Raw genomic sequence first — 17,341 nt, forward strand, 5'->3', positions numbered from 1 at the left:
TGGCAGCCATGGCAAAAGGTGTCCGCAGCAAGGGACTTGATCGGTTTAGGGAGTGTGTACATGCTTCAGGCCACACCGCTCACCGAGGGCTGGATCCTGCGGCACGAGGGCGAGGCGCTGCCCGCCGTCGTGCCGGGCTGTGTGCACACCGATCTGCTGGCGGCCGGGGTGATCCCGGATCCCTTCCTCGGCCTGGGCGAGAGGGAGGTCGCGTGGGTGGGGCGGCGGGAGTGGACCTACGAGACCGACCTCGCGCCCTCCGACGGCCATGAGCAGACCGATCTCGTCTTCGACGGCCTGGACACCGTGGCCGAGATCCGCCTCGACGGCCAACTCCTGGGCCGGACAAGGAACATGCACCGCTCCTACCGCTTCGACGTGACCGGCATGGCCGGGCGGCTGAGCGTGCGGTTCGTCTCCGCCTACGCCGAGGCCGAGGCGGTGCGAGGGCAGCTGGGCGAGCGGCCGGGCGCGTACGCCGAGCCCTATCAGTACCTCCGCAAGATGGCCTGCTCGTTCGGCTGGGACTGGGGGCCCACGCTGGTGACGGCCGGGATCTGGCGGCCGGTGCGGATCGAGCGCTGGTCGACGGCCAGGATCGCCCGGGTACGGCCGCTGGTGAGCGTCGAACAGGGCGTGGGCGTGGTGGAGTTGGCCGTCGAGGTGGAGCGGGCGAGGGTCGAGGCGCCGCTGACCGTGGAGGCCGTGGTGGGCGGGGTGCGGGCGCGCGCGGCGATCGACAAGGCCTCGGGGGCGGTACGGCTGGAAGTCCCGGAAGCGCGCCTGTGGTGGCCGCGAGGCTACGGTGAACAACCGCTCTACGAGGTTGAGTTGACCCTGCTGCACGAGGACGGGCCGCTGGACGTGTGGCGGCGTCGGATCGGCTTCCGGACCGTCGAGCTGGACCGCTCGGCCGACGAGCACGGCACCGGGTTCTGTCTGGTCGTCAACGGTGAGCGGATCTTCGCACGCGGCGTGAACTGGATCCCGGACGACGTGTTCCCCTCCCGGATCACCCGTGAACGGTACCGGGAGCGGCTCGGGCAGGCCGCCGCCGCCGGGGTGGACCTCGTACGGGTCTGGGGCGGCGGGATCTACGAGAGCGAGGACTTCTACGACGCCTGCGACGAGTCGGGGCTGCTGGTGTGGCAGGACTTCCCGTTCGCCTGCGCGGCCTATCCGGAGGAGCAGCCGCTCAGGGGCGAGGTGGAGGCGGAGGCCCGGGAGAACGTCGTACGGCTGATGCCGCATCCCTCGCTGGTGCTGTGGAACGGGAACAACGAGAACCTGTGGGGGTTCCGGGACTGGGGCTGGGAGGGGCGGCTCGCCGGGGACTCCTGGGGTGAGGGGTACTACCTGGGCCTGCTGCCGCGGGTGGTGGCCGAGCTGGACCCGACCCGGCCGTACACGGCGGGTAGTCCCTGGTCCGGGTCCTGGGAGCACCACCCGAACGATCCGGCGCACGGGACGCATCACTCCTGGGAGGTGTGGAACCGGCTCGACTACGCCGCGTACCGCAGTGAAGTGCCGCGTTTCGTGGCCGAGTTCGGCTGGCAGGCACCGCCCGCGCACGCCACGCTGAGGCGGGCGCTGGCCGGGGAGGAGCTCGCGGCGGACTCCCCCGGCATGCTGCACCACCAGAAGGCGGAGGACGGGAACGGGAAGCTGCGGCGCGGTCTGGAGCGGTACTTCGCCTTTCCCGAGGGGGACTTCGACCGCTGGCACTACCTCACGCAGGTCAACCAGGCGCGGGCGGTGGCCGCCGGGATCGAGCACTGGCGGTCGCACTGGCCGGTGTGCGCGGGGACGGTCGTGTGGCAGCTCAACGACTGCTGGCCGGTGACGAGTTGGGCGGCGGTGGACGGTGACGGCCGGGAGAAGCCGCTCTACCACGAGCTGCGGCGACTGTACGCGGACCGGTTGCTGACGGTCCGCGGGCGGGTCGTGGCCGTGGTCAACCAGGCGGGCGAGGAGTGGGCGGGCGTCCTGCGGCTGCGGCGGATGTCGGTCGAGGGGGCGGTGCTCGGCGAGGCGGAGCTGGGGTTCCGGGCGGGACGGCGGGCCGTGGCCGAGGTGCCGGTGCCGGACGAGCTGGAGCCCGCCGGCCCGAAGGAGTTCCTGGTCGCCGACGCGGACGGACTGCGGGCCCTGCACTTCCCCTCGCCCGACCGTGAAATCCCCTACCCCCGGCCCGAGTTCGACGTCACCGTGGCGCCGGGTGCCGTCACCGTGACGGCCCGCACCCTCGTACGGGACCTGCTGCTCCAGGCCGACCGGCTGCACCCGGCCGCGCGGGCCGATCGCGGGCTCGTCACCCTGCTGCCCGGGGAACGGGTGACCATCGGGGTCACCGGGTGGGAGACTCCCGATCCGGACGCCGCCCGGTCCGCCCTGTACTGCATGGAGCCCGCTTCATGACGACCTCCCGCGTCACCATCAAGGAGGTCGCCGCGCGCGCCGGGGTGTCCAAGGGGGCCGTGTCGCTGGCCTTCAACCACAAGCCGGGGCTGTCGGAGGCGACCCGGGACCGGATCTTCCGGGCCGCGCGGGAGCTGGGCTGGGCGCCGAACCCCACGGCACGGACGCTGGCCGGGTCGCGGGTGGACGTGGTGGGGCTCGCGGTCTGCCGGCCGGCCCGGCTGCTGGGCCTCGAACCGTTCTACATGGACTTCGTCTCCGGCGTGGAGAGCGTGCTGATCGAGCGGAACTGCTCGCTGCTGCTGCGGCTCGTGCGGAACGTGGAGGAGGAGGTCGGCCTCCAGGAGGCGTGGTGGCGCGGCCGGCAGATCGGCGGCTCGATCCTCGTCGACTTCCGGGCGGACGATCCGCGGGTCGCCGCCGTGGAGCGGCTGGGGATGCCGGTGGTGGCCGTGGGGCATCCCTCGCTCACCGGCACGCTGACCTCGGTGTGGACCGATGACGCGACCGCCGTGACGGAGGCCGTGCGCTATCTCGCGGCGCTCGGGCACCGGCGGATCGCCCGGGTGGGCGGCGCGGCGGCCCTCGGCCACACGGCCATGCGCACGGCCGCCTTCGACGAGGCCGCGCGGACGCTGGAGCTCGCCGGAGCCTGGCAGGTCACCACCGACTACTCGGGCGAGGCCGGGGCGCGGGCCACCCGGTCCCTGCTGACCGCCGCCCCGCCGGACCGGCCGACGGCGATCGTCTACGACAACGACATCATGGCGGTCGCCGGTCTCTCGGTCGCCGCCGAGATGGGCCTGGGCGTTCCGCACGACGTCTCGCTGCTCGCCTGGGACGACTCCCAGCTGTGCCGGCTCACCCGTCCGACACTCTCCGCGATGAGCCACGACGTGCACGGATTCGGCGCGGAGGCGGCGCGTACGCTGTTCGGGGTGATCACCGGGGAGGGGCCCGGATCGCATCCGGTGCCCACTCCGGTACTGACCCCACGGGGTTCCACGGCGCCGCCCGGGGTGTGACCTTCGCCGCTCCGGCCCCCAGGGGTGGGCAGCCACGTTACTCATAAGTAGCATGGGGCTGAGCGCGCGCTCAGCGCGGCCGCAGCAGTGCAGATCCCGCATCTGGAGGAGAGCCATCGTGCCTCGTACCGTCAGGGACGTCGTCTTCGTCGACGGCGTCCGCACCCCGTTCGGCAAGGCGGGCCCGAAGGGTATCTACCACGAGACCCGCGCCGACGACCTCGTCGTGAAGGCGATCCGGGAGCTGCTGCGCCGCAACCCGGGTCTGGACCCGAAGAAGATCGACGAGGTCGCCATCGCCGCGACCACGCAGATCGGTGACCAGGGCCTGACCATCGGCCGCACCGCGGGCATCCTCGCCGGTCTGCCGCAGTCGGTGCCCGGTTACTCCATCGACCGCATGTGCGCCGGCGCGCTGACCGCCGTCACCACGGTGGCCGGTTCGGTCGCCTTCGGCGCGTACGACATCGCCGTCGCCGGTGGTGTCGAGCACATGGGCCGCCACCCCATGGGCGAGGGCGTGGACCCGAACCCGCGGTTCGTGAGCGAGAAGCTGGTCGACGAGTCCGCGCTGTTCATGGGCATGACCGCCGAGAACCTGCACGACCGGTACCCGACGATCACCAAGCAGCGCGCCGACGAGTACGCCGTGCGCTCCCAGGAGAAGGCCGCCAAGGCGTACGCCAACGGCAAGATCCAGGCCGACCTGGTCCCGATCTCGGTGCGCCGCACCAACCCGGAGGCCGGCGAGACGGGCTGGGGCCTGGTCACCGCCGACGAGCCGATGCGCCCGGGCACCACGCTGGAGAACCTCTCCGGCCTCAAGACCCCGTTCCGCGTGCACGGCCGGGTCACCGCCGGCAACGCGGCCGGTCTGAACGACGGCGCCACCGCCTCCCTGATCGCGTCCGAGGACTTCGCGCGCGAGAACGACCTCCCGGTCAAGATGCGCCTGGTCTCGTACTCCTTCGCGGGTGTCGAGCCGGAGGTCATGGGCTACGGCCCGATCCCGGCCACCGAGAAGGCCCTCGCCCAGGCGGGTCTGTCGATCTCCGACATCGGCCTGTTCGAGATCAACGAGGCCTTCGCGGTCCAGGTCCTGGCCTTCCTGGAGCACTACGGCATCGCGGACGACGACGAGCGCGTCAACCAGTACGGCGGCGCCATCGCCTTCGGTCACCCGCTGGCCTCCTCGGGTGTGCGTCTGATGACGCAGCTCGCCCGTCAGTTCGAGGAGCAGCCCGAGGTCCGCTACGGCCTGACCACCATGTGCGTCGGCTTCGGCATGGGCGCGACGGTCATCTGGGAGAACCCGAACCACAAGGACGCCGGAGGCAGCAAGTGAGCACCACTGAGCTCTTGAAGGGTGCGGCCGAGCTGTTCCCGGACGAGGTCGTCACCCAGGCGCACGTACGCCACCTGGACCTGCCGTTCAACGCGGGGCGCTTCGCGCTCATCACGCTGGACAACGGCTTCGACCACACCAAGCCGACCACCTTCGGCCCGGCGTCGCTGGCGAACCTGAACACCGCCATCGACCAGGTCGAGAAGGAGGCCTCCGCCGGCGAGATCGTCGGTGTCGGCATCACCGGCAAGCCGTTCATCTTCGCCGTCGGCGCCGACCTCAAGGGCGTCGAACTGCTCAAGGAGCACAAGGACGCGCTGGCCATCGGCAAGGGCGGCCACGAGGTCTTCAAGCGCCTCGCGGGCATCGCCGTGCCGACCTTCGCGTACTACAACGGTGCCGCGATGGGCGGTGGCGTCGAGGTCGGTCTGCACTGCCAGTACCGCACGGTGTCCGCGGCCCTGCCCGCCTTCTCGCTCCCCGAGGTCTTCCTCGGTCTGGTCCCCGGCTGGGGCGGCTGCACGCTGCTGCCGAACCTGATCGGCGCCGAGAAGGCCGTCTCGGTCATCATCGAGAACTCCCTCAACCAGAACAAGCAGCTCAAGGGCGCGCAGGTCTACGAACTGGGCATCGCCGACGCCCTGTTCGAGGGCGCTGACTTCCTGGAGCAGTCCCTGCTGTGGACGGCGTCCGTCCTCAAGGGCGAGATCGTCGTCGAGCGTCCGGCGATCGACCGCGGTGAGGCCTGGGACCAGGCCGTCGCCAAGGGCCGCTTCGTCGCGGACTCCAAGGTGCACGGGGCCGCCCCGGCCGCCTACCGCGCCCTGGACATCATCGAGGCCGCCAAGAACGGCGACCTCCAGCAGGGCTACGACGCCGAGGACCAGGCCCTCGCCGACCTCATCATGGGCGGCGAACTGCGCTCCGGCATCTACGCGTTCAACCTGGTGCAGAAGCGCGGCAAGCGTCCCGCGGGTGCCCCGGACAAGAACCTGGCCCGTCCGGTCACCAAGGTGGGCGTCGTCGGCGCCGGTCTGATGGCCTCCCAGCTCGCGCTGCTCTTCCTGCGCCGCCTTGAGGTGCCGGTCGTCCTGACCGACATCGACCAGGAGCGCGTGGACAAGGGTGTGGGCTACGTCCACGCCGAGATCGAGAAGCTGCTCGGCAAGGGCCGTATCAACCAGGACAAGGCCAACCGCCTCAAGGCCCTGGTCACCGGTGTGCTGGACAAGGCGGAGGGTTTCTCCGACGCGGACTTCATCATCGAGGCCGTGTTCGAGGAGATCGGCGTCAAGCAGCAGGTGTTCGCGGAGGTCGAGGCGGTCGCCCCGGCGCACGCGATCCTCGCCACCAACACCTCCTCCCTCTCCGTCACGGAGATGGCGTCGAAGCTGAAGAACCCCGAGCGGGTCGTGGGCTTCCACTTCTTCAACCCGGTCGCGATCCTGCCGCTCCTGGAGATCGTGCGCGGCGAGCAGACGGACGACGCCTCGCTCGCGACCGCCTTCGCGGTGGCCAAGAAGCTGAAGAAGACCGCGGTACTGGTCAAGGACGCCCCGGCGTTCGTCGTGAACCGCATCCTCACCCGCTTCATGGGCGAGATCCAGAACGTCATCGACGAGGGCACCCCGGTGGCCGTGGCGGAGAAGGCGGTGGAGCCGCTCGGCCTGCCGATGTCCCCGCTGGTCCTCCTGGAGCTGGTCGGTCCCGCGATCGGTCTGCACGTCTCGGAGACCCTCCACCGGGCCTTCCCGGACCGCTTCACGGTCTCCCCGAACCTCGCGGCCGTCGTCAAGGCGGGCAAGCGCGGCTTCTACGTCTACGACTCCGGCAAGCCGGAGCTGGACCCCGAGGTCGCCGCGCTCCTCAAGCAGGGCGATGTCGTCCTGTCCGAGGAGCAGGTCCGCGCCCGCGTCCTCGACGCCGTCGCCCAGGAGATCGGGCTCATGCTCGACGAGGGTGTCGTCGCCGAGGCCCAGGACATCGACCTCTGCCTGATCACGGGCGCAGGCTGGCCCTTCCACCTGGGCGGCATCACGCCGTACCTGGACCGCGAGGGCGTCTCCGAGCGCGTGAACGGCAAGAAGTTCCTGGCCCCGGGCCTGGCTTCGGTTCCCGCGTAAGCGAGTTTCGTACGGCCGTGAAGGGGGCCTCCGCTGCGGCGGGGGCCCCTTGTCACGTCCCGGGTCCGGAGGGGCTCCGGTCCCGGGTCCGGGCGGGCTCCGGGAGCGGTGTGCTCCCGCTCGTTCGGAGGGGCTCCGGAACCGATGTGTTCCCGCTCCCCCGTGGGGTGTCAGACCTCCTGCCAGGCTGCCAGGGCCAGCCCCGGCTCGTCCTTCTGCCGGGCGATCCGCAGAACGCCGTCGGGAGTGATCGTCGCCGCGACGACACGGCCGTCCGCGTCCTCGGCGAGGGCCACCTCCGTGCCCACCGGCAGCTGCGGCCCGGACTCCGTCCACCACAGACCCGCCGACTCCTGCTCGGTGGGGCAGGCGGCGAAGGCGACCCGGCCGGAGGCCGAACGCTGGGCCAGCAGCGTGCAGTCGTGGCCCTCCAGCGTGCAGCGCAGCAGGGCGACCGGGCCGGGCCCGGCCGCGGCGAGCAGAGGAACGGGCTCGGTCCCCCGCCGCCAGGCGTGGAGCATGCCCTCGGGGTCCGCGAAGAACAGCGTGACGTGCTCCTTGGACGTGGGCAGCGCGCTCAGGGTGCCCGGTTCGACGCGGACCGGCAGCGGATCGTCCGGTACGGGAGGCGCGCCTGCCTCCTCCTGGGCCCAGCGCAGGATGCCGGTGGGGTTGGTGGCGTACAGCTCCACCCGGCCCGACTCCCCCGTCACGGCGGCCAGTTGCTCATGGACGTCCGATCCCTTCAGATCCGTCCAGGCGTTCCAGCCGCCGCGCTCCTTCTGCACGAGGGCGTGCACGCCGTTGCCGCGGTTGCGGACGAAGACATGGGCCCGGCCCTCCGCGTCGACGGCCACGGCCGGCAGGCCGGTCCGCGCGCCCGTCCTGTCGGGGTGGCCGAGCGGGGTCCAGTCGAGGGGTGCGAGGTGGACGCGGAAGTGGGTGGAGTGGACGAGGCCCGCCTCCGCGGCCTTGGTGGGGCGCCAGGACACGAGGTGTGCGTAGTCGTCGACGCCCTGTCCGACGGCAAGGCCCGGTTGCAGGCGCTGCTCGCCACCGATCCTGCGCCATGGCGACCATGTGTCGCTGCCGGGGCCGCGCTCGGACCGGCACCGGACTTCGTCGTCATGGGTGACGTAGACGCCGAGCCGGCCGTCGCGGGCGCGGATGAGCCAGTTGCCGTTCACTGTACGGACCATTGACACGGGACCACTCTAATCCGGGAGTCGGTCAGGAGTTCGGGCGGGCCGGGCATGGGACGCTGGGGCCATGAGTGACGTGCTGCTGGTGGTCGTGGACGCCGCGAATGTCGTCGGCTCGGTGCCGGACGGGTGGTGGCGGGACCGGCGGGGCGCGGCGGAGCGACTGCGGGACCGGCTGGCGGCGGACGGGGTGCCGGGGCGGGACGGGCCGGTGGAGATCGTGCTGGTGGTGGAGGGGGCGGCTCGGGGGGTGTCCTCGGTGCCGGGGGTGCGGGTGGAGTCGGCGCCGGGGAGCGGGGACGACCACATGGTGGAACTGGTGGCTGAGGCCTGCCGTGAGCGGCCGGTGCTGGTGGTCACGGCGGACCGTGAACTGCGGCGGAGGGTTGGGGAGTTGGGGGCGGAGGTGGCGGGGCCGCGGACCGTTCGTCCTTGAGCGTCGTCGTTCGGCTGCGGGCCGGTGGGGGCCGGTCGCGCAGTTCCCCGCGCCCCTGAGTGGGTTGCAGCTGAGCGTGCCTGGACTGCACCCACCGTCTTTAGGGGCGCGGGGAACTGCGCGACCGGCCACGACGCACCCGCAGCCGACAACGAACCCTACGCAACCTCCTCCGTCTCGGCCCGTCGGTTCAGGCGGCTGTGCGTGCGGCCGTACAGGAAGTACACCGCGAACCCGAGCACCATCCAGATCGCGAACCGCAGCCACGTCTCCGCAGGCAGGTTGAGCATCAGCCAGAGGGAGGCCAGGACCGACAGGATCGGGATGACCGGGACCCACGGGGTGCGGAAGGCGCGCGGCAGGTCGGGGCGGGACTTGCGGAGGATGATCACGCCGATCGCCACCACCACGAACGCGAACAGCGTGCCGATGTTGACCAGTTCGGCGAGTTCGCTGAGCGGGGTGAAGCCGGCGACGATCGCGATGATCACGCCGAGCAGGATGGTCGGGCGGTGCGGGGTGCGGAACTTCGGGTGGACGTGGGAGAAGAACGTCGGCAGCAGTCCGTCGCGGCTCATCGCGAAGAACACCCGGGTCTGGCCGAGGAGCAGGATCATGCAGACGGTCGTCAGGCCGACCGCGGCGCCGAAGCTGATGAAGCCCGCGAACCACGGGTGCCCGGTCGCCTTGAACGCGTCCGCGAGCGGTGCCGTGATGGACAGGTCGGTGTACTTCTGCATGCCGGTCACCACGATCGACACGGCCACGTAGAGGGCCGTGCAGATGAGCAGGGAGCCCAGGATGCCCCGCGGCATGTCCCGCTGCGGGTTGCGGGTCTCCTCCGCGGCCGTGGCGACCACGTCGAAGCCGATGAAGGCGAAGAAGACGACCGAGGCGGCCGTGAAGATGCCCATCACGCCGAAGTTGGAGGGCGCCCAGCCGAACATCAGCTGGATGAGCGGGGACTGGAGACTGCCACCCGCCTCGACCGCCTGGGACTTCGGGATGAACGGCTTGTAGTTGTCGCCCTTGATGAAGAAGGCGCCGGCGACGATCACGGTCAGGACGACCGTCACCTTGATGGCGACGACGATCGAGGTCACCCGCGCGGAGAGCTTCGTGCCGAGCACGAGGATCCCGGTGAGGACCAGGACCAGCAGTGCGGCGAGGATGTCGAAGCCGAAGCCGTGGGCGCCGTCCCGGCCGCTGAGGGCCTCCGGCAGGTGGATGCCCGCGTTGTCGAGCAGCGAGGCGATGTAGCCGGACCAGCCGACGGCGACCACCGCGGTGCCGAGCGCGAACTCCAGGACGAGGTCCCAGCCGATGATCCAGGCGGGCAGTTCGCCGAGGGAGGCGTAGGAGAAGGTGTACGCCGATCCCGCCACCGGGACGGTGGAGGCGAACTCGGCGTAGCAGAGCGCGGCGAGCGCGCAGACGACGCCGGCGACCACGAAGGCCAGGGCGGTCGCCGGACCGGCGTTGTTCTTGGCGACGGTGCCGGTCAGGACGAAGATGCCGGTACCGATGATGACGCCGACACCGAAGACGGTCAGATCCAGCGCGGACAAGGATTTCTTGAGCGCGTGCTCCGGCTCCTCGGTGTCTTGGATGGACTGTTCGACCTTCTTCGTCCGGAAGAGGGTGCTGCTCACGATGACCTCCCACGCTGTGTCGTCCTCGACATGATCGAGAGGGGGCGTAGGTCGTATGCCCCGGCACAGGCGGATTCACGCGAATGGGCCGGTCCCACCACTGTGAAGAGTGGTGCGACCGGCCCATACGGGCGAGCCCTGGTCAGTCGCGGGCGGGCTCCACCTCGGCGCGGGCCTCGTCGTAGCGGCCGTCCAGCTTGGAGACCAGGCCGGTGACCTGGCGGGCGATGTCGGGCGCGGTGAGCCCGATCTCCGCCATGATCTCGTTGCGGGAGGCGTGGTCGAGGAAGCGCGGCGGGATGCCGAAGTCGCGCAGCGGGACGTCCACGCCCGCGTCGCGCAGGGCCTGGGCGATCGCCGAGCCGACGCCGCCGACGCGGGAGTTGTCCTCGACGGTGACGACCACGCGGTGCCGCTCGGCGAGCGGGGCCATGGCCTCGTCCACCGGCTTGACCCAGCGCGGGTCGACGACGGTGGTGGAGATGCCCTGCCGGTCGAGGAGCGAGGCGATCTCCAGGCACATGGGGGCCAGGGCGCCCACCGAGACCAGGAGGACGTCGGGGGTGTCGGTGCCGGGCTCGCGCAGGACGTCCATGCCGCCCACCGTGCCCACGGCGGGTACGGCGGGGCCGACGACGCCCTTGGAGTAGCGCAGCACGGTCGGCGCGTCGTCGACCTGGACGGCCTCGCGGAGCTGGGCGCGCAGCTGCTCGGCGTCGCGCGGGGCGGCGAGCCGGAGCGTGGGGACGACCTGGAGCATCGACATGTCCCACATGCCGTTGTGGGAGGCGCCGTCGTCGCCGGTGACGCCGGCCCGGTCGAGGACGAAGGTCACCCCGCACTTGTGCAGGGCGACGTCCATGAGGACCTGGTCGAAGGCGCGGTTGAGGAAGGTGGCGTAGACGGCGAAGACGGGGTGCACTCCCCCGGTGGCCAGGCCCGCCGCGGAGACGGCCGCGTGCTGCTCGGCGATGCCGACGTCGTAGATGCGGTCCGGGAAGGCGTCCGCGAACTTCTTCAGGCCGACCGGCTGGAGCATGGCCGCGGTGATGGCGACGATGTCCTCCCGCTCCTGGCCGAGCTTGACCATCTCGTCGCCGAAGACGGAGGTCCAGCTGGCGGCGGCGGCCTTGATGGGCAGGCCGGTGTCGGGGTGGATGGGGCCGATGCCGTGGAAGCGGTCGGCCTCGTCCTGCTCGGCGGGCTTGTAGCCGCGGCCCTTCTCGGTGAGGCAGTGCACGATCACCGGGCCGTTGAACCGCTTGGCGCGGGCCAGCGCCGACTCGAGCGCCTCGATGTCGTGGCCGTCGATGGGGCCGACGTACTTCAGACCGAGGTCCTCGAACATGCCCTGGGGCGCGATGAAGTCCTTGAGGCCCTTCTTGGCGCCGTGCAGGGTCTCGTAGAGGGGCCGGCCGACGACCGGGGTGCGCTCCAGGAGGTCCTTGCCGCGGGCCAGGAAGCGCTCGTAGCCGTCGGTGGTGCGCAGGGTCGCCAGGTGGTTGGCGAGGCCGCCGATGGTGGGCGCGTAGGAGCGCTCGTTGTCGTTGACGACGATGACCAGCGGGCGGTCCTTGGCGTCGGCGATGTTGTTCAGCGCCTCCCAGGCCATGCCGCCGGTCAGGGCGCCGTCACCGATGACGGCGACGACGTGGTCGTCCCGTTTCAGCACCTGGTTGGCCTTGGCGAGGCCGTCGGCCCAGCCGAGGACGGTCGAGGCGTGGCTGTTCTCGATGACGTCGTGCTCGGACTCGGCGCGCGAGGGGTAGCCGGAGAGGCCGCCCTTGGAGCGCAGCTTCGAGAAGTCGTGGCGGCCGGTGAGCAGCTTGTGCACGTAGGACTGGTGCCCTGTGTCGAAGAGCACCCGGTCCTTGGGCGAGTCGAAGACCCGGTGCAGCGCGATGGTCAGCTCGACCACACCGAGGTTGGGGCCGAGGTGGCCGCCGGTCTTGGAGACGGCACCGACGAGGAAGCTCCTGATCTCCTCCGCCAGCTGGTCCAGCTCCTCAAGGCTGAGCCGGTCCAGATCGCGCGGTCCCCTGATACGGGTCAGCAGCTGCACCCGTGCCTCCTTGCATTAGAGCTGATCGAGCTTTGCCGGGCGTGTCGAGTCTAATGTTCTCCGACAACGAACTTGCCCGGCACCTTTTGGGTGCCGGGCAAGTGGATCTTTCCCGAAGGATCCTGCGGGGTCAGCCGCGACCCGAGGCCTTCTGGGACCTGCGCGACACGGAGTCGATGACGACCGCGCCGAGCAGCACGCCACCGGTGATCATGTACTGGATCGAGGCGTTCATGTTCAGCAGGTCGAGACCGGTCGTGATGGACTGGATGACCAGCATGCCCAGGAGGGCGGACCACACCGAACCGCGGCCACCGAAGAGGCTGGTACCACCGATGACGGCCGCCGCGATGGCGAGCATCAGGGTGTTGCCGCCGCCGGCGCTGAGCGTGGCGCTCGCGGTCTGGCCGGCGAAGAACATACCGCCGATCGCGGCGAAACCGCCGGAGATGGCGAAGACGGTGATCCGGACCATCGGCACGCTGATACCGGCACGGCGCGCGGCCTCGATGCCGCCGCCCACCGCGAAGACCTGACGGCCGTACGTGGTGCGGCGGAGCACGAAGTCGACGACCACCAGCGCCGCCAGGAAGATCACCAGCGAGTTGGAGACACCCGAGGCGTTGTTCAGCACGGCGGCGGCCACGAACGCCGCGACGGCGAGCGCGCCGACGCGCACCAGGATCTCGGCGGTCGGCCGGAAGGGCACACCCGCGGCCTTGCGGCGCCGCTGCTCGCTGAAGTTGCCGATGAGGGTCAGCACGACGGCGAGGCCGGCCAGCAGGTAGGCGCCGATGATGGCCTGGTCCATGAAGAACGAGCTCTGGCCGAACAGGTGGATCGGACCCGAGTCGGACGGGATGTTGATGGTGCCGCTGGAACCCAGCAGCCACAGCATCAGACCGTTCCAGCCGAGCAGACCCGCCAGGGTGACGACGAACGCCGGTACACCGATCTTGGCGAAGAACCAGCCGTGCAGCGCGCCGATGGCGACACCGGTGACGATCGCCAGGACGAGCGCCAGCCAGACGTTCATGCCGTGGTTGACCACCCACACCGCGAACAGGGTGGAGGCCAGACCGCTGAGGGAACCGACCGACAGGTCGATCTCGCCGAGCAGCAGCACGAACACCAGGCCGATGGCGATCATGCCGGTGGCCGAGAGGTAGTAGCTGATGTTGGAGAGGTTGTCGGCGCTCAGGAAGCGGTCGTTCTTGAACTGGAAGATCGCCCAGATGACGATCAGACCGACGACGACCGGCAGCGAGCCCAGCTCACCGCCCTTGACCTTGCGGGTGAACTCGGTCCAGTAGCCCTTGAAGCCCTCTTCGCGGACCAGCAGCCGGGGGTCGACGACCGAGACCGGCGCGGCGGTGGGGTCGTCGGCGGGAGCGACCGTGGTCTGGTCCTCCGCCGTCTCCGCCTTGGAAACCTTCGACGTGTCGCTCACTTTGCCGCCTCCGCGTTGCGACGTCCCGCACGACGGGTGACGGCGTTGTCCGTGGCACCCGTGATCGCGGAGATGATTTCTTCCTGGCTGGTGTCCTTCACCGAGAAGGAGCCGTTGTTCTTGCCCAGCCGCAGCACGGCGACGGTGTCGGCGACCGCCTTCACGTCGGCCATGTTGTGGCTGATGAGGATCACGGCGAGGTTGCGCTCGCGCAGCCGCTCGACCAGGTCGAGGACCTGCGCGGTCTGCTCGACGCCGAGCGCGGCCGTGGGCTCGTCGAGGATGACGACCTTGGGGTCACCGATCAGGGCGCGCGCGATGGCGACGACCTGACGCTGACCACCGGAGAGGCTCGCGATCGGGATGCGGACGCTCGGGATGCGGATGGAGAGCGTGTTCAGCAGCTCACGCGAGTTCTTCTCCATCGTGACCTCGTCGATGACGCCGCGGCGCAGCAGTTCGCGTCCGAGGTACAGGTTGCCGACCACGTCGAGGTTGTCGCACAGGGCGAGGTCCTGGTAGACCGTCGCGACGCCGAGTCCCTGGGCGTCGTGGGGCTTGTTGATGCTGACCGGCTTGCCGTCCCACTCGATGACGCCCTCATCGATGGGGTGCACGCCTGCGATCGTCTTGACCAGCGTGGACTTTCCTGCGCCGTTGTCGCCGACCAGGGCGACCACTTCTCCGGCGTGGACCTCCAGCTCTACGTCGGTGAGGGCCTGAACCGCACCGAACCGCTTGGAGACTCCGCGCAACGCCAGCACGGGCGTAGCGGACACGTGAACCATCTCCTTCGCCGCCTGACCGGCGGGGATGCCGCGCTTGGGGTAATGCGCGGAAGGTTGTGCTTTCGGCACTCGTGGGACGAGTCGCGCCGTAAGCACCGATTAACAAGTCGAACATGCGCGCGGCCGGTGCCCTTTGGCAACGGCTGCGTCCGCCATGCTTCCGTCCGGTGCCCGCCCCGCAGCGGGGTATGAAGGCGGTGCGGGCACCGGACAGGCTCTGTGCCTGCCGCCGGGGCGCCTCCCGTGCGGGACGCGCCCCGAGGGCTCAGGGCGTCCTACTGAAGGCCGGCCTTCTTGCACGCGGCGGCGTAGTCCGCGGTGCAGATCTGGGCGACGGTGTAGAGACCGTCCTTGACGACCGTGTCCTTGATGTTCTTGACGGTCACGGAGACGGGGGTCAGCAGCTTCGCCTGGACCTTGTCGCCGGAGCCGCTGGTGACCTCGGTGTCGGCCAGGGACTTGATGTCCTTGCCCTGGAGGAGGTTGACCGCGAGCTCGGCGGCGTTGTCGGCCTCGGGCTTGTAGGCCTTGTAGACCGTGGCGGACTGGGTGCCGGCGACGATCCGCTGGATGGCGGCGAGCTCGGCGTCCTGGCCGGTCAGCGGGATGTTGCTGATGCCCGCGCCCTTGAGGGTGTTGGCGATACCACCGGCCATGCCGTCGTTGGCGGCGTAGACGCCCGCGATGTTCTTGGCGCCCAGCTGGGTGATGGCGGCCGACATCTTCTGCGCGGCGACGGTGTCCTTCCACAGGCCGGACTGCTCGTAGGCGATCTTGACCTTGCCGTCGAGGACCTTGTGCGCGCCTTCCTTGAACTGCGCGGCGTTCGGGTCGGCGTCGTCACCGTTGATCATGACGACGTTCGCCTTGGGGGTCGCCTTGGAGCCGAGGGCGTCGAGCAGGGCCTGGCCCTGGAGCTCGCCGACCTTGACGTTGTCGAAGGAGACGTACGCGGAGACCGGGCCCTGGGCCAGACGGTCGTACGCGACGACCTTGACGCCCTTGCTCACCGCGGAGGCGATGGAGGACTTGATGGCGGCGGAGTCCTGCGCCGAGATCACGATCACCTTGACGCCCTTGGTGACCATGCTGCTCATCTGCTGGGCCTGCTTGGCCGGGTCGGCCGCGGCGTTGGCGTAGGAGACGGTGCAGTCGCTGCACAGCTCCTTGACCTTGGCCTCGAAGTACGGCTTGTCGAACTTCTCGTACCGCGCGGTGACGTTGTCGGGCAGGAGCAGACCGATCGACTTGCTGCCGGAGCCCGAGCTGCTGCTGTCGCTGGTCTTGTCGTCGCCGGCCTTGCCACAGGCCGCGGCCGAGACGGCGAGCGCCGAAACGGCGACGGATACGGCCACACGACGCATGAGCGTGTTCACTTGAGAAACCTCCCTGACGAGGCCGCGTCGTTGCGGCCGAGGTGGCTGGAAGTCAACTCGGCCACACGTGCGACGTCAAGAAGTAAATACTTAACGAGATGGCAACGGCGTCCTGCGTTCTCTAAGTGAAGGCAGGTGCCGCTGCGTGCAGCGTGCTGTCCAAAAGGGTCGAATCACCCATCTCGCTGAGTGCGAGGGCGAGTGCTCCGAGCACCTCCGCACGGCCGCCAAGTGCCCCTGGAAGCACGGACAGTTGGCGGGCCGCACTGGGGATCGCATAGCGGCCGACAGACTCCCGGATCGGCCCGAGCACCAGCTCACCGGCCTCGGCGAGATCACCGCCCAGGACCACTCGGCTCGGGTTCAGCAAGTTGCAGAGATTGGCGACTCCACTGCCGATGTGTCGGCCGACGTCGGCGATCACCCGACGGCAACCAGGGTCTCCGTCCCGCGCCAGCCTCACCACGCCCTCCACGGTCAGGTCGGTGCCGTGACTGGACTGGAGGAGCGGGAGCACATAGCGCGCCGCCGCGAAGGTCTCCAGGCAGCCGCGGTTGCCGCAACGGCAGACGGGGCCGGATTCATCAAGAGTAATATGCCCGATTTCTCCCGCTGTGCCACCCGGGCCACGGTAGATCTTGCCGCTGATCACCAGTCCGGCGCCCACACCGCTCGCGACCTTGATGTACGCCAGGTCCCTGACCCCCCGGCCGCTGCCCCACACCAGCTCGCCGAGGGCGCCGAGGTTGGCGTCGTTGTCCACGTGGACGGGCACGCCGAGGCGCCCCTGGAGCTCCTCGGCGGGCTTGGTGCCGATCCAGCCCGGCAGGATGGCCGAGGAGCCCAGGGAGCCGGATTCCAGGTCGATGGGGCCCGGTACGCCTAGGCCCACCCCGGCGATCTTCGTGCGGTCCACGCCGGTCGCCTCGATCAGCCGGTTGACCAGCTGTTCCGCCCGGTCGAAGCCCTGCGGCGCGGAGGCGTCCACGTCCAGCGGTTCGGACTCCTCCGCGAGCACCTGGTGGGCGAGGTTCCCGACCGCGACGCGCAAATGGGTGTGCCCGAAGTCCACCCCTATGACGATGCCGGCGTCCCCGCTCAGGGAGACCGCGCGCGCCCGCCGGCCACCCGCCGACGTGGGCGTGACCTCGACGGTTCCGCCGTCCTTGAGCTCGCGGACGATGTTGGAGACGGTCGCGGCGGACAGCCCCGTGGTCCGGGCGATCTCCGCTTGCGTGAGCGACCCGGCCAGCCGGACGGCCCGCACGACCCGCTCCAGGTTGGCTCGGTGCAGCGACGACTGCGACCCCGGAGTCTCCACGACGACCTCCTGCGCGCGGGACCGCAGCGATGAGGCCCCGTCTATGTCCAACTAGTGAACTCTAAGCTGAGCCGTTCGGGTCGCCTCCCGTCAAGAGGTTGAACAGTTTCCGGGGCGTAGCGCACACCTGAGCACACCGTCAC

12 protein-coding genes are annotated in these 17,341 nt (G+C 70.1%); 5 read left to right on the top strand and 7 right to left on the bottom strand.

Annotated elements, in window-relative coordinates; translation table 11 throughout:
- Positions 1-60: 60 nt before the first annotated feature.
- The 4 genes from AQJ54_RS17495 to AQJ54_RS17510 all read left to right on the top strand — a co-directional run bounded on the left by AQJ54_RS17495 (position 61) and on the right by AQJ54_RS17510 (position 6,911).
- Positions 61-2,418, top strand: coding sequence for a glycoside hydrolase family 2 protein (locus AQJ54_RS17495; protein ID WP_062238348.1), 2,358 nt, complete (start codon positions 61-63; stop codon positions 2,416-2,418).
- Complete coding sequence (locus AQJ54_RS17500; protein WP_062238350.1) at positions 2,415-3,443, top strand: LacI family DNA-binding transcriptional regulator; 1,029 nt, start codon at positions 2,415-2,417, stop codon at positions 3,441-3,443. Before AQJ54_RS17495 ends, AQJ54_RS17500 begins: the two co-directional genes overlap by 4 nt.
- Before the next feature lie 118 nt (positions 3,444-3,561).
- Positions 3,562-4,788: a thiolase family protein gene (locus tag AQJ54_RS17505; protein ID WP_062022059.1), complete on the top strand. Its 1,227-nt coding sequence runs from the start codon at positions 3,562-3,564 to the stop codon at positions 4,786-4,788.
- On the top strand, positions 4,785-6,911 hold the full coding sequence (locus tag AQJ54_RS17510) for a 3-hydroxyacyl-CoA dehydrogenase NAD-binding domain-containing protein (protein WP_062238352.1): 2,127 nt from the start codon (positions 4,785-4,787) through the stop codon (positions 6,909-6,911). The genes AQJ54_RS17505 and AQJ54_RS17510 overlap by 4 nt, the downstream gene beginning before the upstream one ends.
- 170 nt (positions 6,912-7,081) lie before the next feature.
- On the opposite strand, the gene AQJ54_RS17515 is transcribed toward AQJ54_RS17510, so the two are convergent.
- Positions 7,082-8,110, bottom strand: a complete 1,029-nt coding sequence (locus AQJ54_RS17515; RefSeq protein ID WP_079069882.1) for a DUF8189 domain-containing protein — start codon at positions 8,108-8,110, stop codon at positions 7,082-7,084.
- Positions 8,111-8,180: 70 nt separating this feature from the next.
- Between AQJ54_RS17515 and AQJ54_RS17520 the strand changes: the two genes are divergently transcribed.
- Positions 8,181-8,549, top strand: a complete 369-nt coding sequence (locus AQJ54_RS17520; RefSeq protein WP_062022068.1) for a PIN domain-containing protein — start codon at positions 8,181-8,183, stop codon at positions 8,547-8,549.
- A 158-nt stretch (positions 8,550-8,707) separates the two neighbouring features.
- Here the strand turns inward: AQJ54_RS17520 and AQJ54_RS17525 are convergent, their stop codons facing one another.
- The 6 genes from AQJ54_RS17525 to AQJ54_RS17550 form a co-directional block, all read right to left on the bottom strand.
- The gene (locus AQJ54_RS17525; protein ID WP_062022071.1) at positions 8,708-10,201 is read right to left on the bottom strand and encodes an amino acid permease; all 1,494 of its coding nucleotides are present in this window, start codon (positions 10,199-10,201) and stop codon (positions 8,708-8,710) included.
- A 142-nt stretch (positions 10,202-10,343) separates the two neighbouring features.
- Entirely contained in the window at positions 10,344-12,263 is a 1,920-nt protein-coding gene (dxs, locus tag AQJ54_RS17530) for a 1-deoxy-D-xylulose-5-phosphate synthase (RefSeq protein WP_062238356.1), read from the bottom strand.
- Positions 12,264-12,393: 130 nt separating this feature from the next.
- Entirely contained in the window at positions 12,394-13,713 is a 1,320-nt protein-coding gene (locus AQJ54_RS17535) for a sugar ABC transporter permease (RefSeq protein WP_062238358.1), read from the bottom strand.
- On the bottom strand, positions 13,710-14,501 hold the full coding sequence (locus tag AQJ54_RS17540) for an ATP-binding cassette domain-containing protein (protein ID WP_030313847.1): 792 nt from the start codon (positions 14,499-14,501) through the stop codon (positions 13,710-13,712). The genes AQJ54_RS17535 and AQJ54_RS17540 overlap by 4 nt, the downstream gene beginning before the upstream one ends.
- A gap of 275 nt (positions 14,502-14,776) precedes the next feature.
- Positions 14,777-15,865, bottom strand: coding sequence for a sugar ABC transporter substrate-binding protein (locus AQJ54_RS17545; protein WP_062022871.1), 1,089 nt, complete (start codon positions 15,863-15,865; stop codon positions 14,777-14,779).
- Between the two features lie 133 nt (positions 15,866-15,998).
- Positions 15,999-17,198, bottom strand: a complete 1,200-nt coding sequence (locus AQJ54_RS17550; protein WP_062238360.1) for an ROK family transcriptional regulator — start codon at positions 17,196-17,198, stop codon at positions 15,999-16,001.
- Positions 17,199-17,341: the final 143 nt, after the last annotated feature.

Source organism: Streptomyces griseorubiginosus, assembly GCF_001514195.1.
In the GTDB taxonomy this organism is placed as follows: Bacteria; Actinomycetota; Actinomycetes; order Streptomycetales; family Streptomycetaceae; genus Streptomyces; species Streptomyces griseorubiginosus.